The sequence below is a fragment of the Ramlibacter sp. MAHUQ-53 genome (assembly GCF_052600055.1).
Window position 1 is genome coordinate 75,871 of sequence record NZ_JBQWTS010000005.1, and the last position, 20,999, is coordinate 96,869.

Annotated in this window: 29 protein-coding genes and 1 tRNA gene; 25 read left to right on the top strand and 5 right to left on the bottom strand. The window is 67.4% G+C overall.

Annotated features, from left to right (window positions below):
• Positions 1-1,044 carry a tRNA preQ1(34) S-adenosylmethionine ribosyltransferase-isomerase QueA gene (queA, locus tag ACT80S_RS09215; RefSeq protein ID WP_377415334.1) on the bottom strand — a complete coding sequence of 348 codons (1,044 nt, stop codon included), beginning with the start codon at positions 1,042-1,044 and terminating at the stop codon, positions 1-3.
• A 60-nt stretch (positions 1,045-1,104) separates the two neighbouring features.
• On the opposite strand from queA, the gene recG reads away from it, so the two are divergent.
• From recG to ubiA, 4 genes are read left to right on the top strand one after another with little or no spacing between them, the layout of a single operon-like run.
• The gene (recG, locus tag ACT80S_RS09220; RefSeq protein WP_377415335.1) at positions 1,105-3,258 is read left to right on the top strand and encodes an ATP-dependent DNA helicase RecG; all 2,154 of its coding nucleotides are present in this window, start codon (positions 1,105-1,107) and stop codon (positions 3,256-3,258) included.
• A gap of 18 nt (positions 3,259-3,276) precedes the next feature.
• Positions 3,277-4,230: a LysR substrate-binding domain-containing protein gene (locus ACT80S_RS09225; protein ID WP_377415336.1), complete on the top strand. Its 954-nt coding sequence runs from the start codon at positions 3,277-3,279 to the stop codon at positions 4,228-4,230.
• A 58-nt stretch (positions 4,231-4,288) separates the two neighbouring features.
• Positions 4,289-4,780, top strand: coding sequence for a Dps family protein (locus tag ACT80S_RS09230; RefSeq protein WP_377415337.1), 492 nt, complete (start codon positions 4,289-4,291; stop codon positions 4,778-4,780).
• A gap of 1 nt (position 4,781) precedes the next feature.
• On the top strand, positions 4,782-5,669 hold the full coding sequence (ubiA, locus tag ACT80S_RS09235) for a 4-hydroxybenzoate octaprenyltransferase (protein WP_377415338.1): 888 nt from the start codon (positions 4,782-4,784) through the stop codon (positions 5,667-5,669).
• A gap of 26 nt (positions 5,670-5,695) precedes the next feature.
• Here ubiA and proC read toward each other — a convergent pair whose 3' ends face one another.
• Positions 5,696-6,532, bottom strand: coding sequence for a pyrroline-5-carboxylate reductase (gene proC / locus ACT80S_RS09240; RefSeq protein ID WP_377415339.1), 837 nt, complete (start codon positions 6,530-6,532; stop codon positions 5,696-5,698).
• Positions 6,533-6,781: 249 nt separating this feature from the next.
• On the opposite strand from proC, the gene rplN reads away from it, so the two are divergent.
• The 19 genes from rplN to ACT80S_RS09335 all read left to right on the top strand — a co-directional run bounded on the left by rplN (position 6,782) and on the right by ACT80S_RS09335 (position 16,809).
• A complete protein-coding gene (rplN, locus tag ACT80S_RS09245) occupies positions 6,782-7,150 on the top strand; it encodes a 50S ribosomal protein L14 (protein WP_377415340.1) in 369 nt (122 codons plus the stop codon).
• A 9-nt stretch (positions 7,151-7,159) separates the two neighbouring features.
• Positions 7,160-7,477, top strand: coding sequence for a 50S ribosomal protein L24 (rplX, locus tag ACT80S_RS09250; RefSeq protein ID WP_377415341.1), 318 nt, complete (start codon positions 7,160-7,162; stop codon positions 7,475-7,477).
• 2 nt (positions 7,478-7,479) lie between these two features.
• Positions 7,480-8,019, top strand: a complete 540-nt coding sequence (rplE, locus tag ACT80S_RS09255) for a 50S ribosomal protein L5 (RefSeq protein WP_377415553.1) — start codon at positions 7,480-7,482, stop codon at positions 8,017-8,019.
• Between the two features lie 9 nt (positions 8,020-8,028).
• The gene (gene rpsN / locus ACT80S_RS09260; protein ID WP_377415342.1) at positions 8,029-8,334 is read left to right on the top strand and encodes a 30S ribosomal protein S14; all 306 of its coding nucleotides are present in this window, start codon (positions 8,029-8,031) and stop codon (positions 8,332-8,334) included.
• 16 nt (positions 8,335-8,350) lie between these two features.
• Complete coding sequence (gene rpsH / locus ACT80S_RS09265) at positions 8,351-8,746, top strand: 30S ribosomal protein S8 (RefSeq protein ID WP_377415343.1); 396 nt, start codon at positions 8,351-8,353, stop codon at positions 8,744-8,746.
• A 16-nt stretch (positions 8,747-8,762) separates the two neighbouring features.
• Entirely contained in the window at positions 8,763-9,296 is a 534-nt protein-coding gene (gene rplF / locus ACT80S_RS09270) for a 50S ribosomal protein L6 (protein WP_377415344.1), read from the top strand.
• Positions 9,297-9,307: 11 nt separating this feature from the next.
• The gene (gene rplR, locus ACT80S_RS09275; RefSeq protein ID WP_377415345.1) at positions 9,308-9,673 is read left to right on the top strand and encodes a 50S ribosomal protein L18; all 366 of its coding nucleotides are present in this window, start codon (positions 9,308-9,310) and stop codon (positions 9,671-9,673) included.
• Positions 9,674-9,691: 18 nt separating this feature from the next.
• The gene (rpsE, locus tag ACT80S_RS09280; RefSeq protein WP_377415346.1) at positions 9,692-10,213 is read left to right on the top strand and encodes a 30S ribosomal protein S5; all 522 of its coding nucleotides are present in this window, start codon (positions 9,692-9,694) and stop codon (positions 10,211-10,213) included.
• Between the two features lie 13 nt (positions 10,214-10,226).
• Entirely contained in the window at positions 10,227-10,409 is a 183-nt protein-coding gene (gene rpmD, locus ACT80S_RS09285) for a 50S ribosomal protein L30 (protein ID WP_377415347.1), read from the top strand.
• A 19-nt stretch (positions 10,410-10,428) separates the two neighbouring features.
• Entirely contained in the window at positions 10,429-10,863 is a 435-nt protein-coding gene (gene rplO / locus ACT80S_RS09290; protein WP_377415348.1) for a 50S ribosomal protein L15, read from the top strand.
• Between the two features lie 21 nt (positions 10,864-10,884).
• Positions 10,885-12,204, top strand: a complete 1,320-nt coding sequence (gene secY, locus ACT80S_RS09295) for a preprotein translocase subunit SecY (protein ID WP_377415349.1) — start codon at positions 10,885-10,887, stop codon at positions 12,202-12,204.
• A 62-nt stretch (positions 12,205-12,266) separates the two neighbouring features.
• Positions 12,267-12,380 (top strand): 50S ribosomal protein L36, encoded by a 114-nt coding sequence (gene rpmJ, locus ACT80S_RS09300; protein ID WP_011481465.1) that lies wholly within the window; start codon positions 12,267-12,269, stop codon positions 12,378-12,380.
• 25 nt (positions 12,381-12,405) lie between these two features.
• Positions 12,406-12,771, top strand: a complete 366-nt coding sequence (rpsM, locus tag ACT80S_RS09305; protein WP_377415350.1) for a 30S ribosomal protein S13 — start codon at positions 12,406-12,408, stop codon at positions 12,769-12,771.
• Positions 12,772-12,789: 18 nt separating this feature from the next.
• Positions 12,790-13,194: a 30S ribosomal protein S11 gene (rpsK, locus tag ACT80S_RS09310; RefSeq protein ID WP_377415351.1), complete on the top strand. Its 405-nt coding sequence runs from the start codon at positions 12,790-12,792 to the stop codon at positions 13,192-13,194.
• A gap of 91 nt (positions 13,195-13,285) precedes the next feature.
• A complete protein-coding gene (gene rpsD, locus ACT80S_RS09315) occupies positions 13,286-13,909 on the top strand; it encodes a 30S ribosomal protein S4 (protein ID WP_377415352.1) in 624 nt (207 codons plus the stop codon).
• A gap of 112 nt (positions 13,910-14,021) precedes the next feature.
• Positions 14,022-15,011, top strand: coding sequence for a DNA-directed RNA polymerase subunit alpha (locus ACT80S_RS09320; RefSeq protein ID WP_377415353.1), 990 nt, complete (start codon positions 14,022-14,024; stop codon positions 15,009-15,011).
• A 67-nt stretch (positions 15,012-15,078) separates the two neighbouring features.
• The gene (rplQ, locus tag ACT80S_RS09325; RefSeq protein ID WP_377415354.1) at positions 15,079-15,468 is read left to right on the top strand and encodes a 50S ribosomal protein L17; all 390 of its coding nucleotides are present in this window, start codon (positions 15,079-15,081) and stop codon (positions 15,466-15,468) included.
• 35 nt (positions 15,469-15,503) lie between these two features.
• Positions 15,504-15,580, top strand: a tRNA-Met gene (locus ACT80S_RS09330).
• Positions 15,581-15,723: 143 nt separating this feature from the next.
• Positions 15,724-16,809, top strand: a complete 1,086-nt coding sequence (locus ACT80S_RS09335) for a hypothetical protein (RefSeq protein WP_377415355.1) — start codon at positions 15,724-15,726, stop codon at positions 16,807-16,809.
• 5 nt (positions 16,810-16,814) lie between these two features.
• Here the strand turns inward: ACT80S_RS09335 and ACT80S_RS09340 are convergent, their stop codons facing one another.
• Positions 16,815-17,351: an Hsp20/alpha crystallin family protein gene (locus ACT80S_RS09340; RefSeq protein ID WP_377415356.1), complete on the bottom strand. Its 537-nt coding sequence runs from the start codon at positions 17,349-17,351 to the stop codon at positions 16,815-16,817.
• Positions 17,352-17,511: 160 nt separating this feature from the next.
• Here ACT80S_RS09340 and ACT80S_RS09345 point away from each other — a divergent pair, with 160 nt between their 5' ends.
• A complete protein-coding gene (locus ACT80S_RS09345) occupies positions 17,512-18,540 on the top strand; it encodes an ornithine cyclodeaminase (RefSeq protein ID WP_377415357.1) in 1,029 nt (342 codons plus the stop codon).
• On the opposite strand, the gene ypfH is transcribed toward ACT80S_RS09345, so the two are convergent.
• Positions 18,512-19,177 (bottom strand): esterase, encoded by a 666-nt coding sequence (gene ypfH / locus ACT80S_RS09350; RefSeq protein ID WP_377415358.1) that lies wholly within the window; start codon positions 19,175-19,177, stop codon positions 18,512-18,514. The genes ACT80S_RS09345 and ypfH overlap by 29 nt on opposite strands.
• Complete coding sequence (locus ACT80S_RS09355) at positions 19,174-19,989, bottom strand: DODA-type extradiol aromatic ring-opening family dioxygenase (RefSeq protein ID WP_377415359.1); 816 nt, start codon at positions 19,987-19,989, stop codon at positions 19,174-19,176. The genes ypfH and ACT80S_RS09355 overlap by 4 nt, the downstream gene beginning before the upstream one ends.
• Before the next feature lie 102 nt (positions 19,990-20,091).
• Here ACT80S_RS09355 and ACT80S_RS09360 point away from each other — a divergent pair, with 102 nt between their 5' ends.
• The gene (locus ACT80S_RS09360) at positions 20,092-20,997 is read left to right on the top strand and encodes a LysR family transcriptional regulator (RefSeq protein ID WP_377415360.1); all 906 of its coding nucleotides are present in this window, start codon (positions 20,092-20,094) and stop codon (positions 20,995-20,997) included.
• Positions 20,998-20,999: the final 2 nt, after the last annotated feature.

Genomic DNA, 20,999 nt, shown 5'->3' on the forward strand with positions numbered 1-20,999 from the left:
TCAGGCGTGGTCGGTGCGGGCCAGCAGCATGGCGTCGCCGTAGGAGAAGAAGCGATAGCGCTGCGCGATCGCGTGGCGGTACAGGGCCATGATGCGGTCGTAGCCGGCGAAGGCGCTGACCAGCATCATGAGCGTGGAGCGGGGCAGGTGGAAGTTGGTCACCAGCAGGTCCACCACCCGCCACTCGAAGCCCGGCGTGATGAAGATGCTGGTGTCGCCACGGGCCTGGCCCTCGCGGGCCCAGGACTCCAGCGTGCGCACCGTGGTCGTGCCCACCGCGACCACCCGGCCGCCGCGCGCGCGGGTCGCGGCGATGGCGGCCTGCGTCGCCTCGGGCACGTCATACCGCTCGCTGTGCATGTGGTGGTCGGCGATGTTGTCCACCTTCACCGGCTGGAAGGTGCCCGCGCCCACGTGCAGAGTCACGCTGGCGCGGCGCACGCCGCGCGCCTCCAGGGCGTCGAGCAGCGGCTCGTCGAAATGCAGGGCCGCGGTCGGCGCGGCCACCGCGCCCGGGTTCTTCGCGAACACGGTCTGGTAGCGGCTCTCGTCCTCGGCGCTGTCGGCATGCTCGATGTAGGGCGGCAGCGGCACATGTCCGTTGGCCTCCATCAGCTGGTAGGGCTCGCCGGAGAACTCGAAGCGGAACAGGGGGCCGTCCTCGTTCGGCCAGCGTCCCAGCAGGGTGGCCTCGAAGCCGCCGACCATGCGCAGCCGGGTGCCCACGGGCGGCTTCTTGCTCACCTTCATGTGGGCCACCACCTCGTGGCCGGTGAGGACGCGCTCGACCAGCAGTTCGAGCCTGCCGCCGGTGGGCTTCTCGCCGAACAGGCGGGCCTTGACGACGCGGGTGTCGTTGAACACCAGCAGGTCGCCTTCGCGCAGCAGCGAGGGCAGGTCACGGAAGATGCGGTCGGCAGGGAGCGCGGGGTCGGGGCTGGTGCCATCGAGCAGGCGCGAGGCGCTGCGTTCTTCGGCGGGGTGCTGGGCGATCAGCTCGGGAGGCAGGGCGAAATCGAAGTCGCCGACGGTGAAGTTGCGCATTGCTTGAGGGCCGGACGGGCCCGTTCCAAGAAAGAGGGGAGGGAGATGCAGAATTGTCACATGAACGCAGCGCCGGGCCGCCCCAAGCAAGTTCGCACCCCCTCGGGGGGCAGCGAAGGACACGAAGTGCCGAGCGCGGGGGCCCACATCACAAAGACCAAGCCCCTGTCGGCCCCGCAGAAAGCCCTGGTCAAGCTGGGCCTGGCGCGCGACATCGACCTGGCCCTGCACATCCCCCTGCGCTACGAGGACGAGACCCGCATCACCCGCCTGCGTGATGCGCGGGAGGGCGAGTCCGTCCAGGTCGAGGGCACGGTCACGGCCTGCGAGATCGCCTACAAGCCGCGCCGCCAGCTGCTGGTCACCCTGGATGACGGCGGCGACACCTGCCAGCTGCGGTTCTTCAGCTTCTACCCCTCGCAGCAGAAGGCGCTGGCCGTGGGCACCCGCATCCGCGCGCGCGGCGAGGTGCGGGGCGGCTTCTTCGGCTGGCAGATGGTGCACCCGGTCACGCGGCCGGCCGAAGCGCCACTGCCCGAGGCCCTCACCCCCGTGTATCCCACCGTCGCGGCGCTGCCCCAGGCCTACCTGCGCAAGGCGGTGGTCTCGGGCCTGTCGCGGGCCGACCTGTCCGACACCTTCCCGCCCGGCGCCGCCGATCGCCTCGGCCTGGCCCGCGGCTGGAACCTGCGCGAGGCGCTGGCCTTCCTGCACCACCCGGGCCCCGACACCGCGCTGGCGGCCCTGGAGGACCGCAGCCACCCGGCCTGGCAGCGCATGAAGGCCGAGGAGCTGCTGGCGCAGCAGCTGTCGCAGCTGCAAAGCAAGCGCGAGCGCGACGCCCTGCGCGCGCCGCCGCTGCCGGTGAACCCGGGCGGCCTGCACGAGCAGCTGCTGGCGGCCCTGCCCTTTTCGCTGACCTCGGCCCAGCGCCGCGTGGGCGAGGAAATCGCCCGCGACCTCGGGCGCCCGGTGCCCATGCACCGGCTGCTGCAGGGGGATGTGGGCTCGGGCAAGACCGTGGTTGCCGCCCTGGCCGCCGCCATCGCCATCGACGCCGGCTGGCAGTGCGCGCTGATGGCGCCCACCGAGATCCTCGCCGAGCAGCATTTCCGCAAGCTGATCGGCTGGCTCGAGCCGCTGCTGGCGCCGCGCGGCCAGCGCGTGGCCTGGCTCACCGGCAGCCAGAAGAAGAAGGAGCGCACGCAGATGCTGGAGACCATCGCCAGCGGCGAGGCCGCCCTGGTGGTGGGCACGCATGCGGTGATCCAGGAGCAGGTGCAGTTCCGCAACCTGGCGCTGGCCATCATCGACGAGCAGCACCGCTTCGGCGTGGCGCAGCGGCTTGCGCTGCGCTCGAAGATGCAGGCCCAGGGCCAGGAGCCGCACCTGCTGATGATGTCCGCCACGCCGATCCCGCGCACGCTCGCCATGAGCTACTACGCCGACCTGGACGTCTCCACCATCGACGAACTGCCGCCGGGGCGCACGCCCATCGTCACCAAGGTCATCGCCGACAGCCGCCGGGAGCAGGTGGTCGAGCGCATTCGCTCGCAGCTGGACCAGGGTCGCCAGGTCTACTGGGTCTGTCCCCTGATCGAGGAAAGCGAGGCGCTGGACCTCACCAATGCCACCGCCACCCACCAGGACCTCTCCGCGGCCCTGCCCGGCGTGATGGTGGGCCTACTGCATTCGCGCATGCCGGTGGCCGAGAAGAAGGCGGTGATGGCGCTGTTCGAGGGCGGGCAGATGGGGGTGCTGGTCTCCACCACCGTGATCGAGGTCGGCGTCGATGTGCCCAACGCCTCGCTGATGGTGATCGAGCATGCCGAGCGCTTCGGCCTGTCGCAGCTGCACCAGCTGCGCGGGCGGGTCGGCCGCGGCGCGGCCGCCTCGGCCTGCGTGCTGCTGTACTCGCCCGGCGAGAACGGCCGCCTGGGCGAGACCGCCCGCGCCCGCCTCAAGGCCATGGCCGAAACCAACGACGGCTTCGAGATCGCACGCCGCGACCTGGAGATCCGCGGCCCGGGCGAGTTCCTCGGCGCCCGCCAGTCCGGCGCGCCGCTCCTGCGCTTCGCCGACCTGGAGGCCGACCGCGCCTTGCTGGAGATGGTGCGCGAACTCGCCCCGGTGATGCTGGATCGCCACCCCGACCTCGCCGAACGCCACGTTGCGCGCTGGCTCGGTGGAAAATCCGAGTACCTGAAGGCCTGACAAGCAGCTTCTGACCTCATGACGCTCACCGAACTGAAATACATCGTCGCCGTCGCCCGCGAGAAGCATTTCGGCAAGGCCGCCGAGGCCTGCTTCGTCTCGCAGCCCACGCTGTCGGTGGCGATCAAGAAGCTGGAGGAGGAGCTGGAGGTCAAGCTGTTCGAGCGCAGCGCCAACGAGGTCTCGGTCACGCCCCTGGGCGAGGAGATCGTGCGCCAGGCGCAGAGCGTGCTGGAGCAGGCCGCCGCCATCAAGGAGATCGCCAAGCGCGGGAAGGACCCGCTGGCCGGGCCGCTGCGCCTGGGCGTGATCTACACCATCGGCCCCTACCTGCTGCCGGACCTGGTGCGCCAGGCCATCGACCGCACGCCGCAGATGCCGCTGATGCTGCAGGAGAACTTCACCGTGCGCCTGCTGGAGATGCTGCGCACCGGCGAGATCGACTGCGCCATCCTGGCCGAGCCCTTCCCCGACACCGGCCTGGCCGTCGCGCCGCTGTACGACGAGCCCTTCATGGCCGCCGTGCCCAGCACCCACCCGCTGGCCGGGCGCAGCGCCATCACCCCGCAGGAGCTGAAGCAGGAAACCATGCTGCTCCTGGGGACCGGCCACTGCTTCCGCGACCATGTGCTCGAGGTCTGCCCCGAGTTCGCCCGCTTCTCCAGTGATGCCGAAGGCATCCGCCGCAGCTTCGAGGGCTCTTCGCTGGAGACCATCAAGCACATGGTGGCCGCGGGCATGGGCGTGACCCTGGTGCCTCGGCTGTCCGTGCCCAAGGAGGCGCTCGCGGCGCGGGGCCGCCGGCGCCGGGACGACCAGGCCTACGTCAAGTACATCCCCTTCGACGGTGACGTGCCGACGCGCCGTGTCGTGCTCGTCTGGCGCCGCAGCTTCACCCGCTACGAGGCCATCGCCGCGCTGCGAAACGCGATTTATGCGTGCGAGTTGCCCGGCGTCAAGCGCCTGTCGTGACGCCTTCGCCGCAGGCCGCTACATTCGATCCCCCGTCGTCGCACCACGAGGAGAAACCATGAGCTCGAGCAACGTTCCCGCCATCAACATCGGCATCAGCGAGGCCGACCGCAGCGCCATCGCCCAGGGCCTGTCGCGCCTGCTGGCCGACACCTTCACCCTGTACCTGACCACGCACAATTTCCACTGGAACGTGCGCGGTCCGATGTTCAACTCGCTGCACCAGATGTTCATGGAGCAGTACACCGAGCTGTGGAACGCGGTCGACCCCATCGCCGAGCGGATCCGCTCGCTGGGCCATGCCGCGCCCGGCGCCTACTCGGTCTTCGGCAGCCTCACCAGCCTGCCCGACGCGCCCGAGCACCCGCCGGCGGCGATGGAAATGGTCCGCATCCTGGTCAAGGGCCACGAGGGCGTGGCGCGCACCGCGCGCGAGCTGTTCCCGCTGGCCGACCAGGCCAATGACGAGCCCACCGCCGACCTGCTCACGCAGCGCCTGACCATCCACGAGCAGACGGCCTGGATGCTGCGCTCCATCCTCGAGGGCTGACATGCAGGCTGGTGCGTTGCCGCCCGCGCCCGGCGCCCGCCTGCGCCTGTGGCTGGACCTGATTCGCTGGGACCGTCCGGCGGGCTGGCTGCTGCTGCTGTGGCCCACGCTGTCGGGCCTGTGGGTCGCGGCCGGGGGCTTCCCGGGCTGGCATCTGGTGGCGGTCTTCACCCTGGGCACCATCCTGATGCGAAGCGCCGGCTGCTGCGTCAACGACGTCGCCGACCGCGACTTCGACCGCCACGTCAAGCGTACCGCGCAGCGCCCCGTCACCTCCGGCAAGGTCTCGCCGCGCGAGGCGCTGGCGGTGGGCGCGGTGCTCGCGCTCGCGGCCTTCGGCCTGGTGCTCACCACCAACGCGGCCACCATCGCCTGGTCCTTCGCCGCGCTGGCCGTCACGCTGGCCTACCCGTTCGCGAAGCGCTACGTCTCCATGCCGCAGGCGGTGTTGGGCGTGGCCTTCAGCTTCGGCATCCCCATGGCCTTCGCCGCGGTGCAGTCGCAGGTGCCGGCCGTGGCCTGGGTGCTCCTGGCCGGCAACCTGTTCTGGGTGCTGGCCTATGACACCGAGTACGCCATGGTCGACCGCGACGACGACCTGAAGATCGGCATGAAGACCTCGGCCATCACCCTGGGCCAGGCCGACGTGGCGGTCATCATGGCCTGCTACGCAGCGTTCCTGGCGCTGTGGGGCGCGGTGCTGTGGCCGCGGGTGGCCGCGGGCCCCCTGGCCCTCGGCCTGGCCGCGGCAGCGGCTCAGGTGCTGTGGCATTTCACCCTGATCCGCCACCGCACCCGCGAGGGCTGCTTCAAGGCCTTTCGCCTGAACCACTGGGTGGGGGCGGCGGTTTTCTCCGGCGTGGTGGCCGGGTACGCGCTGGCGGCGTGAAGGGGCGCCGGTCGCCCGGCGTCAATTCATTTGCCGAACTCGTTGCCCAGCTCGGTCGCCCGGCGGCAGGCCGCGTGCATGGCCTTGATGAAGGCCTGGGGCACCTGGTCGGCCTGCATCGAGGTGAGCGCGGCATAGGTCGTGCCGCCCTTGGAGGTCACGCGTTCGCGCAGCACCTCGGGCGGCTCCTGCGAGTCGCGTGCTAGCGTGGAGGCGCCGGCGAAGGTGGCGATCGCCAGGCGCTTGGCCTGGTCGCGGTCCAGCCCCATCTCGGCACCGGCCTGGATCATCGCCTCCAGGAACAGGAAGACATAGGCCGGGCCGGAGCCGGACAGCGCCGTCACCGCGTCCAGCTTCGCCTCCCCATCCACCCACAGGTACTCGCCGGTGGTGCCGATGACGCGTTCGACCAGACTGCGGTCGTCCGCGGTCACCGCGGTGCGGGCGAACAGGGCGGTCATGCCCTGGCCGACCAGGGCCGGCGTGTTCGGCATGGAGCGCACGATGCGCTCGGTACCCAGCCAGGCAGCGATGCTGTCCGAGCGGATGCCGGCGGCCACGCTCAGATGCAGGGCCTGCGCCAGGTGGGGGCGGACCTGGGCGGCCGCCTCCTTGAAGGTCTGGGGCTTGACCGCCCACACCACCAGCCCGGCGCGCTGCAGGGCGGGCCCGGCCTCGGCCCGGGCCTCGATCCCGAACAGGTCCTTCAGGCGCTGGCGGGTCGGCTCGAACGGCTCCACCACCTCGATGGCCGAGGCCGGCAGGCCCTGCTGGATCAGGCCGCCGATGATGGCGCTGGCCATGTTGCCGCCGCCGATGAAGGCCAGTGGCTGCTGGGACGGGAGGGGGGCGTTGTCGGTCATCCGGCAAGTCTAGCCCGATCTCAGAAGCTGATTCCGGAGAGTGATTGCTCACATAGATAGCCTCGTGAGAGGCCGGGCTCGTCAGGGGGTTGACAGCGCCAATCAATGAGTCATAATCGCGGGCTCGCCTTTCTTTGGCGAGCTTCTGCCTATGCGAAGCTGAACCGGATTGTCCGGGTTGGCAACGACAGGCCCAAGACTGACTCGGTGGGCATCCTGCCTGCCGGGTACAAGTTGGGAATATTTGAAATGATCCAAACTGAATCCCGGCTCGAAGTCGCCGACAACACGGGCGCGAAGTCCGTCCTGTGCATCAAGGTGCTCGGTGGCTCCAAGCGTCGCTACGCCAGCGTGGGCGACATCATCAAGGTGACCGTCAAGGAAGCCGCTCCGCGTGGTCGCGTCAAGAAGGGCGAGATCTACAGCGCTGTGGTCGTCCGCACCGCCAAGGGCATCCGCCGTGGCGACGGCTCCCTGGTCAAGTTCGACGGCAACGCCGCCGTGCTGCTCAACAACAAGCTGGAGCCCATCGGCACCCGCATCTTCGGCCCCGTGACGCGTGAACTGCGTACCGAGAAGTTCATGAAGATCGTGTCCCTGGCCCCTGAAGTCCTGTAAGAGGAAGACATGAACAAGATTCGCAAAGGCGACGAGGTCATCGTCCTCGCGGGCCGTGACAAGGGCAAGCGTGGCAAGGTGGTGCTGCGCAAGGACGACTCCCATGTGGTCGTCGAAGGCATCAACCTGGTGAAGAAGCACACCAAGCCGAACCCCATGAAGGGCACCACCGGTGGCATCGTGGAGAAGTCCATGCCGATCCACCAGTCCAACGTGGCGATCTTCAATCCCGCCACCGGCAAGGCCGATCGCGTGGGCATCAAGGTCGAGGGCGACAAGCGCGTGCGCGTGTTCAAGTCCTCCGGCGAAGAAATCAAGGTGGCATGACCATGGCACGTTTCAAGCAGCATTACCTCGACAAGGTGGTCCCCGAGCTGACCGCCAAGTTCGGCTACAAGTCCCCGATGGAGGTGCCGCGCATCACCAAGATCACCCTGAACATGGGTGTCTCGGAAGCCGTCGCCGACAAGAAGGTCATGGACCACGCCGTGGGCGACCTGACCAAGATCGCCGGCCAGAAGCCCGTCGTCACCAAGGCCAAGAAGGCCATCGCCGGCTTCAAGATCCGCGAAGGTCAGGCCATCGGTGCCATGGTCACCCTGCGCGGCCAGCGCATGTATGAATTCCTGGACCGCTTCGTCACCGTGGCCCTGCCGCGCGTGCGTGACTTCCGTGGTATCTCCGGCCGCTCGTTCGACGGCCGTGGCAACTACAACATCGGCGTCAAGGAACAGATCATCTTCCCCGAAATCGAGTACGACAAGGTGGATGCTCTGCGTGGCCTGAACATCAGCATCACGACCACGGCCAAGACCGACGACGAGTGCAAGGCGCTCCTCGCCGGCTTCCGCTTCCCGTTCAAGAATTAAGGGTAAATCATGGCTAAGAAAGCTTTGATCGAGCGCGAGCTCAAGCGAGACAAACTGGTCGCCAAGTTCGCGCAGAAGCACGCCGAACTGAAGGCCATCGCCAGCGATGTCAAGAAGAGCGAGGAAGAGCGCGCTGCTGCTCGCCTGGCCCTGCAAAAACTGCCCCGCAACGCGAACCCGACCCGTCAGCGCAACCGCTGCGAAATCACCGGTCGTCCGCGTGGCACCTTCCGCCAGTTCGGTCTGGCTCGTAACAAGATCCGCGAGATGGCCTTTGCAGGCGACATCCCTGGCGTGATCAAGGCCAGCTGGTAAGCAGGAGAGACAGAACATGAGCATGAGTGATCCCATTGCCGACCTGCTGACCCGCATCCGCAACGCGCAGATGGTGTCGAAGGCCTCGGTGAGCGTGCCTTCCTCCAAGGTCAAGGTCGCTATCGCCCAGGTCCTGAAGGACGAGGGTTACATCGACGGCTTCCAGGTCAAGACCGAAGCCGGCAAGAGCGAGCTGGAAATCTCGCTGAAGTACTACGCCGGTCGCCCGGTCATCGAGCGCATCGAGCGCGTGAGCCGTCCCGGCCTGCGTGTCTACAAGGGCCGTGACGCCATTCCGCAGGTCCAGAACGGCCTCGGCATCGCCATCGTCACCACCCCCCAGGGCGTGATGACGGACCGCAAGGCGCGCGCCAACGGCGTGGGCGGCGAAGTCCTGTGCTACGTCGCCTAAAGGGAAGGATCTAGAAATGTCCCGAGTCGGAAAAATGCCGGTCGCCGTCCCCGAGGGCGTGACCGTTGAAATCAAGCAGGATCAGGTCAACGTCAAGGGTAAGGGCGGCGCGCTGTCGCTGGCCCTGACCGGTCTGGTCAAGGTCGAGAACAAGGACGGCAAGCTGTCCTTCACCCCGGTCGACGAATCGCGTGAAGCCAATGCCATGAGCGGCACCGTCCGCCAGCTGGTCAACAACATGGTCGTCGGCGTGACCCAGGGCTTCGAGAAGAAGCTGTCGCTGGTCGGCGTGGGCTACAAGGCCGCTGCCCAGGGCGCCAAGCTGAACCTCGCGGTCGGCTACTCGCACCCTGTGAACATCGACATGCCCGCTGGCATCACCGTCGCCACCCCCACCCCCACGGAAATCGTGGTGAAGGGTGCTGATCGCCAGGCCGTCGGCCAGGTCGCCGCCAAGATCCGTGAAGTTCGTCCTCCCGAGCCTTACAAGGGCAAGGGCATCCGCTACGCGGACGAGAAGATCACGATCAAAGAGACCAAGAAGAAGTAAGGGGCAGCACGATGTTGACCAAGAAAGAGCAGCGCCTGCGCCGCGCCCGCCAGACCCGCATCCGCATTGCCCAGCAAGGCGTCGCGCGTCTGACCGTCAATCGCACCAACCTGCACATCTACGCCGCCGTCATCTCCGAAGACGGCACGAAGGTCCTGGCCGCGGCCAACACCGCCCAGGCCGACGTTCGCACGTCGCTCGGCGGTTCCGGCAAGGGTGCCACCACCGCTGCCGCCGCCGCGATCGGCAAGCTGATCGCCGAGAAGGCCAAGGCCGCCGGCGTTGAGAAGGTTGCTTTCGACCGTTCTGGTTTCGCCTACCACGGCCGCGTCAAGGCGCTGGCCGATGCCGCCCGCGAAGCTGGCCTGCAGTTCTAACGGACACGGATACACAAGATGGCAAAAATGCAAGCGAAGCCCCAGGGTGACGGTCCGGAAGACGGCCTGCGGGAGAAAATGATCGCGGTCAACCGCGTGACCAAAGTCGTGAAGGGCGGCCGTATCCTCGGCTTCGCCGCTCTGACCGTGGTCGGCGACGGTGACGGCCGCGTGGGCATGGGCAAGGGCAAGTCGAAGGAAGTGCCGGCTGCCGTGCAGAAGGCCATGGAAGAGGCCCGCCGCAACATGACCAAGGTGTCCCTGAAGAACGGCACCATCCATCACAACGTCGTCGGCCACCACGGTGCCGCCCGCGTCATGATGGCCCCGGCCCCCAAGGGTACCGGCATCATCGCCGGCGGCCCGATGCGCGCCGTGTTCGAAGTCATGGGCATCACCGACATCGTGGCCAAGAGCCACGGTTCGACGAACCCCTACAACATGGTCCGCGCCACCTTCGACGCGCTGAAGAACTGCACGACCCCCGCGGAAGTGGCAGCCAAGCGCGGCAAGTCGGTCGAAGACATCTTCGCCGCCTGACCGGAGTACTGACATGGCAAACAAGCAAACCGTCAAGATCAAGCTGGTTCGCAGCCCCATCGGCACCAAGGCCGACCACCGCGCCACCGTGCGTGGCCTGGGCCTGCGCAAGCTGAACAGCGTCAGCGAGCTGGAGGACACCCCTGCAGTGCGCGGCATGATCAACAAGATCAGCTACCTGGTCCAGGTTCTCTGACAGGTAGGGAAGGCACACGATGCAACTCAATGACATCAAGCCCGCAGCGGGCGCCAAGCACGCCAAGCGTCGCGTCGGCCGTGGTATCGGTTCCGGCCTCGGCAAGACCGCCGGCCGTGGCCACAAGGGCCAGAAGTCGCGTTCGGGCGGCTATCACAAGGTCGGCTTCGAAGGCGGCCAGATGCCCCTGCAGCGCCGCCTGCCCAAGCGCGGTTTCAAGTCGCACCTGCTGAAGTTCAATGCCGAGATCACCCTCTCGCAGCTGGAAGCCCTGGGCGCCGACGCGGTCGACCTGCTGGCCCTCAAGGCCGCCGGCCTCGTGCCCGAGCTGGCCAAGGTCGTGAAGGTGATCAAGTCCGGCGAGCTCAAGCGCGCTGTGAAGCTGTCCGGCATTGGCGCCACCGCCGGTGCCAAGGCTGCCATCGAGGCTGCCGGCGGCAGCATCGCTGAGTGATTGAACTGAAGGTAGTCCCGCGTGGCCACTAACGCTGCCCAGATTGCGAAGACCGGCAAGTTCGGCGACCTGCGTCGCCGGCTGGTCTTCCTGCTGCTCGCGCTGGTGGTCTATCGCATCGGCGCGCACATCCCGGTGCCGGGCATCGACCCGGCGCAGCTGACGGCGCTGTTCAAGACGCAGCAGGGCGGCATCCTGAGCCTGTTCAACATGTTCTCGGGCGGCGCGCTCTCGCGTTTTGCGGTGTTCGCCCTCGGGATCATGCCGTACATCTCGGCTTCCATCATCATGCAGCTGCTCACCTACGTCGTCCCGACGTTCGAGCAGCTCAAGAAGGAAGGCGAGGCAGGACGCCGCAAGATCACCCAGTACACCCGTGCCGGCACGCTGGGCCTGGCCCTCTTCCAGTCGCTGTCCATCGCGATCGCCCTGGAAGGCTCGCCCGGCCTGGTCCTCGACCCTGGTTTCGGCTTCCGTCTCACGACGGTGGTGAGCCTGACGGCAGGCACGATGTTCCTGATGTGGCTGGGTGAGCAGATCACCGAGCGCGGCCTGGGCAACGGCATCTCGATCCTGATCTTCTCGAGCATTGCGGCGGGCCTGCCCGCGGCGATCGCCGGGTTGCTGGAGCTGGTGCGTACCGGCGCCATGAACATCCTGGTCAGCCTGTTCATCGTGGCCCTGGTGGCCGTGGTGACCTGGGTAGTGGTGTTCGTGGAGCGCGGGCAGCGCAAGATCCTCGTCAACTATGCACGGCGCCAGGTCGGCAACAAGGTGTACGGCGGCCAGTCGTCGCACCTGCCCCTGAAGCTGAACATGGCTGGCGTGATCCCGCCGATCTTCGCCTCGTCGATCATCCTCCTGCCGGCGACGGTGGTGGGCTGGTTCTCCACCGGTGACTCGATGCGCTGGCTGCGTGACATCGCCGCCAGCCTGTCGCCGGGCCAGCCGATCTACGTGATGCTGTACGCGGCTGCGATCGTCTTCTTCTGCTTCTTCTACACCGCGCTGGTGTTCAACAGCAAAGAAACGGCCGACAACCTGAAGAAGAGCGGCGCCTTCATCCCGGGCATTCGTCCCGGTGACCAGACGGCTCGCTACATCGACAAGATCCTGGTTCGCCTGACGCTGGCCGGAGCGGTGTACATCACCCTCGTGTGCCTGCTGCCGGAGTTCCTGATCCTGCGCTACAACGTGCCGTTCTATTTTGGTGGCACGTCCCTGTTGATCATCGTGGTCGTGACCATGGACTTCATGGCTCAGGTGCAGAACTACCTGATGTCCCAGCAGTACGAGTCGCTGCTGAAGAAGGCCAACTTCAAGACCACCTTGGGCGGCTGATTGCCGAGCGCCCGCTTCGTTTTACGCGCAAAGTAGGCGCGAGGTATTTAGGAGAATAGAAAATGAGAGTTTCGGCTTCCGTCAAGAAGATCTGCCGCAACTGCAAGATCATCCGCCGCAAGGGCGTTGTCCGCGTGATCTGCACCGATCCGCGTCACAAGCAGCGCCAGGGCTGATTTAAGAGTTTCAGGAAAGACGCACATGGCACGTATTGCTGGCATCAACATTCCGCCGCACAAGCACACTGAGATCGGCCTGACCGCCATCTTCGGTATCGGTCGCACCCGCGCTCGCAAGATCTGCGAAGCCTGCGGCATCGATTACGCGAAGAAGGTCAAGGACCTGACGGACGCCGATCTGGAAAAGATCCGCGACCAGATCGGTCTGCTCACCATCGAAGGTGACCTGCGCCGCGAAACCACGATGAACATCAAGCGCCTGATGGACATCGGCTGCTACCGTGGTTTCCGTCATCGCCGCGGTCTGCCGATGCGCGGTCAGCGCACCCGCACCAACGCCCGTACCCGCAAGGGCCCGCGCAAGGCTGCCCAGGCTCTGAAGAAATAATCGGGAAAGAGATAAATCATGGCCAAGTCTCCCGCCAGCAACGCCGCCCAGCGCGTGCGCAAGAAGGTCCGCAAGAACGTCTCGGACGGCATCGCCCACGTTCACGCCTCCTTCAACAACACGATCATCACGATCACCGATCGCCAGGGCAATGCCCTGTCCTGGGCCTCCTCCGGTGGCCAGGGCTTCAAGGGCTCGCGCAAGTCCACCCCCTTCGCCGCGCAGGTCGCGTCCGAAGTGGCTGGCCGCGCCGCCATCGAGCAGGGCATCAAGAACCTGGACGTCGAGATCAAGGGCCCCGGCCCTGGCCGCGAGTCCTCCGTGCGCGCCCTGGCTGCCCTGGGCATCCGCATCACGTCCATCGCTGACGTGACCCCGGTGCCGCACAACGGCTGCCGCCCGCAGAAGCGTCGTCGTATCTAAGTTCCGGTTTTCAACCGAAGCCCACCGCCGGCACCCTCGGGTAGCCGGCTCCCGCGGCATCTGGCCGCGGTAGTCATTTAAAGGAAGCAAAGTGGCACGTTACCTCGGCCCCAAGGCCAAACTCTCCCGCCGTGAAGGCACCGACCTGTTCCTGAAGAGCGCCCGCCGCTCGATCAGCGACAAGGCCAAGTTCGACTCCAAGCCCGGCCAGCACGGCCGCACCTCGGGCCAGCGCACCTCCGACTTCGGCCTGCAGCTGCGCGAGAAGCAGAAGGTCAAGCGCATGTACGGCGTGCTGGAAAAGCAATTCCGCCGTTACTTCGCCGAGGCTTCGCGCCGCAAGGGCAACTCCGGCGCCAACCTGCTGTCGCTGCTCGAGTCCCGCCTGGACAACGTCGTGTATCGCATGGGCTTCGGCTCCACCCGCGCGGAAGCCCGCCAGCTGGTGTCGCACAAGGCCATCACGGTCAACGGCCAGCCGGTGAATATCCCGTCCTACCTGGTCAAGGCCGGTGACGTCATCGCCGTGCGCGAGAAGTCCAAGAAGCAGAACCGCGTCGTCGAGGCCCTGCAACTGGCCCTGCAAGTGGGCATGCCCGCCTGGGTCGAAGTGAACGCCGACAAGGCCGAAGGCACCTTCAAGAAGGTTCCGGACCGCGACGAATTCGGTTCCGACATCAACGAATCGCTGATCGTCGAACTGTATTCGCGTTAATTCGCGTTCACTCGCGCGTTAGTTTTCCGTTCCTGGCCGGGGGGCACCTCGGCCGGGCGCTTCACCAGCCTTACCGGTGTAACGAGCCGGGGGTATTGAGAGGAAGTCCTGCATGCAAACCAATTTGCTGAAACCCAAGTCCATCAACGTGGAGCAGCTTGGCAACAACCGCGCCAAGGTGACGCTGGAACCGTTCGAGCGCGGCTACGGCCACACGCTGGGCAACGCGCTGCGTCGCGTGCTGCTGTCCTCGATGGTCGGGTATGCGGCAACCGAAGTCACCATCGCTGGTGTGCTTCACGAGTACTCCTCGATCGACGGCGTCCAGGAAGACGTCGTGGCGATCCTGCTGAACCTCAAGGGCGTGGTGTTCAAGCTCCACAACCGTGACGAGGTGACGCTGTCCCTGCGCAAGGATGGTGAAGGCCCGGTCACGGCCGCCGACATCCAGACCCCGCACGACGTCGAGATCATCAATCCGGATCACGTCATCGCCCATCTGTCGCAAGGCGGCAAGCTGGACATGCAGATCAAGGTCGAGAAGGGCCGCGGCTACGTGCCCGGCACGATGCGCCGCTACGCCGACGAGCCGACCAAGTCCATTGGTCGCATCGTCCTGGACGCTTCGTTCTCCCCGGTCAAGCGCGTGAGCTATACCGTCGAGAGCGCCCGCGTCGAGCAGCGCACCGATCTGGACAAGCTGGTCGTCGAGATCGAGACCAACGGCGCCATCACCGCTGAAGATGCCGTGCGCGCGTCCGCCAAGATCCTGGTGGAACAGCTGGCCGTCTTCGCCCAGCTGGAAGGCAGCGAACTGGCCGCCTTCGACCAGCCGGTGCAGCGCAGCTCGCAGCAGTTCGACCCGATCCTTCTGCGTCCGGTCGACGAGCTCGAACTGACCGTGCGCTCGGCCAACTGCCTGAAGGCCGAGAACATCTACTACATCGGCGACCTGATCCAGCGTACCGAGAACGAGCTGCTCAAGACCCCGAACCTGGGTCGCAAGTCGCTCAACGAAATCAAGGAAGTGCTGGCCTCGCGTGGCCTGACCCTGGGCATGAAGCTGGAAAGCTGGCCGCCCGCCGGTCTGGACAAGCGATAATCCACACCCTGGTGAACTGGCAGTACCTGATACGGCTGCCTTTTATTCATAAAGAAAGGAACACACCATGCGTCACGGCCACGGCCTCCGCAAACTCAACCGTACTTCCGAGCACCGCCAGGCGATGCTGCGCAACATGATGAACTCGCTGCTCGAGCACGAAGTCATCAAGACCACGGTCCCCAAGGCCAAGGAACTGCGCCGCGTCGTCGAGCCGATGATCACCCTGGCGAAGACCAACACCGTCGCCAACAAGCGTCTGGCCTTCGACCGCCTGCGCAACCGCGATATGGTCACCAAGCTGTTCAACGACCTGGGCCCGCGTTTCGCGACCCGTCCGGGCGGCTACACCCGTATCCTGAAGATGGGCTTCCGCGTGGGCGACAACGCCCCGATGGCGCTCGTCGAGCTGGTCGATCGTCCGGAAGTTGCTTCCGACGCTCCCGCCGCCGAATAATCGGCTGGATTTAGGGTATACTCTCGTTTCTCTGACGCGCGGTGGAGCAGCCTGGTAGCTCGTTGGGCTCATAACCCAAAGGTCGCAAGTTCAAATCTTGCCCGCGCAACCAAATTCCAGCGGTTCACGCTGAACTTCAAAGCCCACCTTCCGGTGGGCTTTTTCTTTGGTGCGGCGACGGGACGAGGTGGACGAGCGGTCGTGCCGCCTCTCGTCTTCGAGGGACCAACCCGGACTTTTTGTCCAGGAGGTTCCATGTATTCCGTTCGCGTCAAGCCTACCCCGTCCCTCAAGCTCGAGGACCTGGCCGCGCTCACGCACCATGACGGCAAGGCCGTCCCCGCCGACAAGGAGCTGCGAGTCAGTGGTTCCTGGAAGGTCAAGGAGAAGCCCGGCGACAGCTCATTCTCCGGGCGCGACGCGCACCGGACCTCGGCGGTCACCGGTCTGAAGACGCTCTGGACCGACGCCCTCAAACAGCGAAATTGCAGCCAGATCGAGGGTGAGATCTGGCGCGCTGCGTCCGGCGTGAAGCCGGCGGTGGTGACGGTGGGCACCCTGAGGCGCCTGGTCAGCGTCACGAGCCTGATCGACGTCCTCCACAAGGAAACGCAATTGCCCAGGTACCGGGCCGCCGAACTCGTGGCGCATGCCATCACGATCGTGCCCCTGGATGATCTGACCACGCAGCACGCGCGGCTACGCCTTGCCGCAGATGCCATGTTTGACGCCGGCGAGATGCTCACGGCCCCTGAAGCCTATGCCTCAGCCGCCGACCGAGGCGCCCAGTCCCAAGACAACAAGCGCGACAGCGTGCGTATCCAGACGATCAACGTCCCCAAGCCGAGCCAGACTCCGCAGCGTCCGACCTCCCAATCGGTTGCCCAACCCGAGCCCGTCGCGCTGACACCTTCGGTCGCGAAGCCCCTCGCCCCGTCACCGGCTGGACGGCCCAGCCCCGTCAGCGCACCGACCAGCCAGGGTACACCGCCCCGCGAATTCACGGATGAACACCGTGCAGCGGCGCATGTGAAGGCGGTCCTGGCCGGGGCGGACACGCGCAGCGTCTCGAACTTCATCACGCCGGGCGAGAAACCGCTGCTGATCAAGGGACTTCTCGCAGCGCTTGAGGCGCTTAACCAGCCCGAGACCGACGCCGCCATACGCGAGCGCAAGGTGCTCGCCATCGCCAGGCTCTTCGATGCCTGGCAGCTCCAGGGGGTGCGCCCGAGGGTGGCCTCCTTCACCGACGAGGATCGCAGCGCCCTGCCCGCGCCCGTGCGGGCCCAGTTGCTGAAGGCGGTCGAACTGGCGAGCCTCAAGTTGCCGCCCGCTCGATGATGCGCTCAGTGGTGGCTCCCGCTCGCCCCCGGGGTGGTGGTCACCTGCGGCTGCGCCTTGCCATGGGATGGCTGGGCGTGGACCTCGACGCGGCGGCTTCGGGACTGTTGCGACTGCTTGGGCAGGTGCACCGTCAACACGCCGTGTTCGAACTCCGCGCGCACCTGCTCAGGTTCGGGCGCGAATGGCAGTTGCAGCGAGCGCTGGAAGCGCCCGAAGCTGCGCTCCATCAGGTGGTAGTCCTCGTGCTGCTGCCGGGACTCGTCCTTCTTTTCGCCGCGCAACGTGAGCAGATGGCCGTCGATGCGCACGTCGACAGCGTCCGGCGGGATGCCAGGCAGCTCGGCGCACACGCAGAGCTCCTGCTCGTTCTCGCGCACATCCACGCGCGGCACCTGCATCAGGCCGCCCGTGCCGGGCGCACCTGAGCCGGCAAAGTCCTCGAGCAGCCGGTTCATCTCGCGGTACAGGTCCGAGAGCAGGTCCCCGCCTGCCAGCGTCCGCGAGGGCGGCTGGAACGGGGCCAGGTATCGGGATGTCATGGAAAGCTCCTTTCGCGGGGGGGCACGCGCACGGCGCGCGTGTCGACAACGTGCGGACTCGGCGGGTCGCTGCCCTGTCAGCCCATGCCGCGCGCGGATGTCGGCGATCCGGCGTCCGAACGACTTGCAGCGCAGGCCGCTGCGCGCGAGACTGTCCTGCATGGCTGCCACCTTGTTCCTGTCGCCGGATGATGTGGCCACCCTGGTGCGTCGCATCGGCCTGCCGGGCTGTCTGCAAGGCCTGGTGCAGGCCCTGCGTGACGACTTCCTGCGCTGGCCCCGCTTCGAGAAGAGCGCCCGTCTCGCCAGCCACTCGCCGGTGGGCGTGATCGAGCTGATGCCGGTGAGCGATGGCACCACCTTCAGCTTCAAGTACGTCAACGGCCACCCGGCCAACGCCGCGCTCGGGCTGCCCACGGTCATGGCGTTCGGTGTGCTGGCCGATGTGGCCACCGGCCTGCCGAGGTTCGTGTGCGACCTCACCCTCGTCACCGCGCTGCGCACGGCCGCCACGTCGGCGCTGGCGGCGCAGGCGCTGGCGCGTCCCGGCAGCCGCGTCATGGCGCTCGTGGGCAACGGCGCCCAGGGTGAATTCCAGGCGCTGGCGTTCCATCACCTCCTGGGCATCGACTCGCTGCGACTGCACGACATCGACCCCCAGGCCATGGGGCGACTGGAGCGGCGCCTGCGAGCCAGGGGCCTGGACGTCCAGGCCTGCGCCGACGTGGCGCAGGCGGTACGCGGCGCCGACATCGTCACCACGGCCACCGCCCGCAAGGTCCGCGCAGCCTTGATCACGCCGGACCTCGTGGTGCCCGGCATGCACCTCAACGCGATCGGCGGCGACTGCCCCGGCAAGACCGAGCTGCATCCCGACGTGCTGCGCAACGCTCGCGTGTTCGTCGAGTACGAGCCGCAGACGCGGCTCGAGGGCGACCTCCAGCTGTTGCCGCCAGACCTGCCTGTCACCGAACTCTGGGAAGTGCTCGGCGGCGGCCAGCCGGGGCGCCTGGGGGAGCAGGACATCACGGTCTTCGACTCGGTCGGCTTTGCGCTGGAAGATTTTTCAGCGCTGCGCTACCTGCAGGCCCAGGCCATCGCCCTGGGCGTCGGTCGCGAGCTGCCGCTGGTACCGGACCTCGCAGACCCCAAGGACCTGTTCAGCCTGCTCGAGCCGCCCGGTACGTGAGGTCGCCCGGCGGCGGGCCGAGGCGGGCCACGATGAGGTTCGCCATGCGCGCGTCGATCGCGTGGCCGAGGCCGGGAACCAGGTCGACTGTCACGCGCGCTCCGAGGGCACGAAGGGCTTGCCCGGCCTCCAGGCTGTGGCCGACCACGATGACGGGGTCTTCCGCGCCGTGGATCAGGTGCACTGAAGTTCCCTGCGGAGCACGGGTCGGTGGTGCGGCGAAGCGGCCCGCGAGGGCCACGACCCGGCTTGCCGAGGTTGGCCCGACCTGGGTCGTCGCCAGCGCCATGATCGCGCCTTGCGAGAAGCCGACCAGCACGGTCGCCTCCGGCGCCACGCCGGTTTCCTCCTGCCAGTGCCGGACCGCTTCCGCGAACAGGGGCAGTGCCTGGGCGATGCGGGTCGGCCGGTTCGCCTCGGTGACGCCCTGCACGGAGAACCACTGCCGCCCCGCACCCAGGTCTGACGGACACGGCGCAGCCACGCTGACCACGCAGGCCTGCGGCCGCTGCGTCGCCAGGAACTCGCCCAACGGCCCGAGGCTGGCGGCCTGCGCCCCCACGCCGTGGAACAGGAGGATCAGCTCCGTGGCCGGACCGGCGGGACGGGACAGCACCAGCGAGGCATCGGCGGTCATGCGCCCTCCCGGCTCGGCGTGCCGGGCGCGGGCAAGCGTCCGAAGACATACGAGTCCATGGCCAGCACGCCATGCTCGATACCGCCGTCCAGCACGCTGGCAGGAGCCCCCTCGGGCGCAGCGCCCAGCGCGACGAGCAGTGGCAGGAAGTGCTCCGGGGTCGGATGGGCCCGCGCCGCGTGCGGCGCCAGCTCCAGGGCAGCGACCAGGCGGGCGGTGTCGCTGCAGGCCACGGCGTCGCGGATCCAGGCCGTGAACTCCCGCGCATAGGGCGCCTCGGCGGCCTCGCCGGCGCGGAACTCGTACAGGTTGTGGGTGATGCTGCCGGAACCGACCACGAACACGCCTTCGTCGGCCAGCGGCGCGAGGGCGCGCCCCATGGCCAGGGCGGACGCTGCGTCGAGCGTGGCCGGCATCGACACCTGGACGACGGGCACATCCGCCGCCGGATACAGGTGCAGCAGGGGCACCCAGGCGCCATGGTCCAGGCCGCGCTCCGGGTCCAGGTCGGGCTCCCAGCCGGCGGCGCGCAGCAGGCCGGCGGCGCGCTGGGCGACCACGGCAGCGCCTGCCGCGGGGTAGGTGATCCCGTACAGGGCGCGGTCGAACCCGCCAAAGTCATGGATGGTGCGCGGCTGTGGCGAAGTCGTCACCGCGACCCGCCGGGTCACCCAGTGCGGCGAGACGACCAGCACCGCGCGCGGACGCACGAGGGTGCGCCCCAGCGCCGTCAGCAGCGGGCCGGCGCGGCCCGGGTTCAGCGCGAAGGTCGGCGCGCCGTGCGAGACGAAGAGGGTGGGGAGACGTTCCATGCGTGTCACTCTATTGATTCAGATCATGGAAATAAATTGAGGTTCGATGGATGAACTGTCTCTCATGGGTGAACAATCTGGCCCTCGGAGGAGGGTGGCGACATGGACCGGTTCCAGGAGATGCGGGTGTTCACGGCGGTCGTCGAGGCCGGCAGCTTCGTGCGTGCGGCCGACGAGCTCGTGCTTTCGAAGGCCGCGGTCTCGCGGATCGTCTCGGAGCTCGAGGCCCGGCTGGGCGTGCGCCTGCTGCACCGGACCACGCGCCGCCTTTCGCTCACCGGCGAGGGCGAGGTGTTCCTGGCGCGGTGCCGGGAGTTGCTGGCCGGGGTCGAGGAAGCCGAGGCCGAAGTCACCGTGCGCAGTGGCCAGGTGGCCGGCACCCTCAAGGTCAGCGCCCCCGTCTCGTTCGGCGTGATGCGGCTGGCGCCGCTGTGGGGCGGCTTCCTCGCCGCGCATCCGCGGGTCCGGCTCGACCTCACCTTGTCCGACCGGCAGGTGGACCTGATCGAGGAAGGCTTCGACCTCGCCGTGCGGATCGGCCGCCTCGCCAGTTCGTCCCTGGTGAGCCGGCAGCTCGCATCGACCCGGCTCGTCCTGTGCGCCTCACCCGGCTACCTGGTGGCCCACGGGCATCCCAGCGACCCGGCCGACCTGGCGCGGCATGCCGTGCTGGCCTACAGCCTCCTCGCCATGGGCGACACCTGGGCGTTCACGGGACCCGCCGGGCCGACCGAGGTCCGGGTCCAGCCTCGGATGCACACGAACAGCGGCGACACCTGCGTGGCGGCGGCTCTGGCGCACCAGGGCATCGTCCTCCAGCCCTCCTTCCTGGTCGAGGCGCACCTGCAATCGGGCGCGCTCGTCGAGGTCCTGCCCGCCTACCGGTCGCTGGAGCTGGGGGTTCACGCGGTCTACCCCTCGCGCAAGCAGGTGCCACCCAAGGTCAGGCGGCTGATCGACTACCTCGCGCAGCAGCTGTCCGTCCCGGAGGCGGACAGCGCCCGCTGACA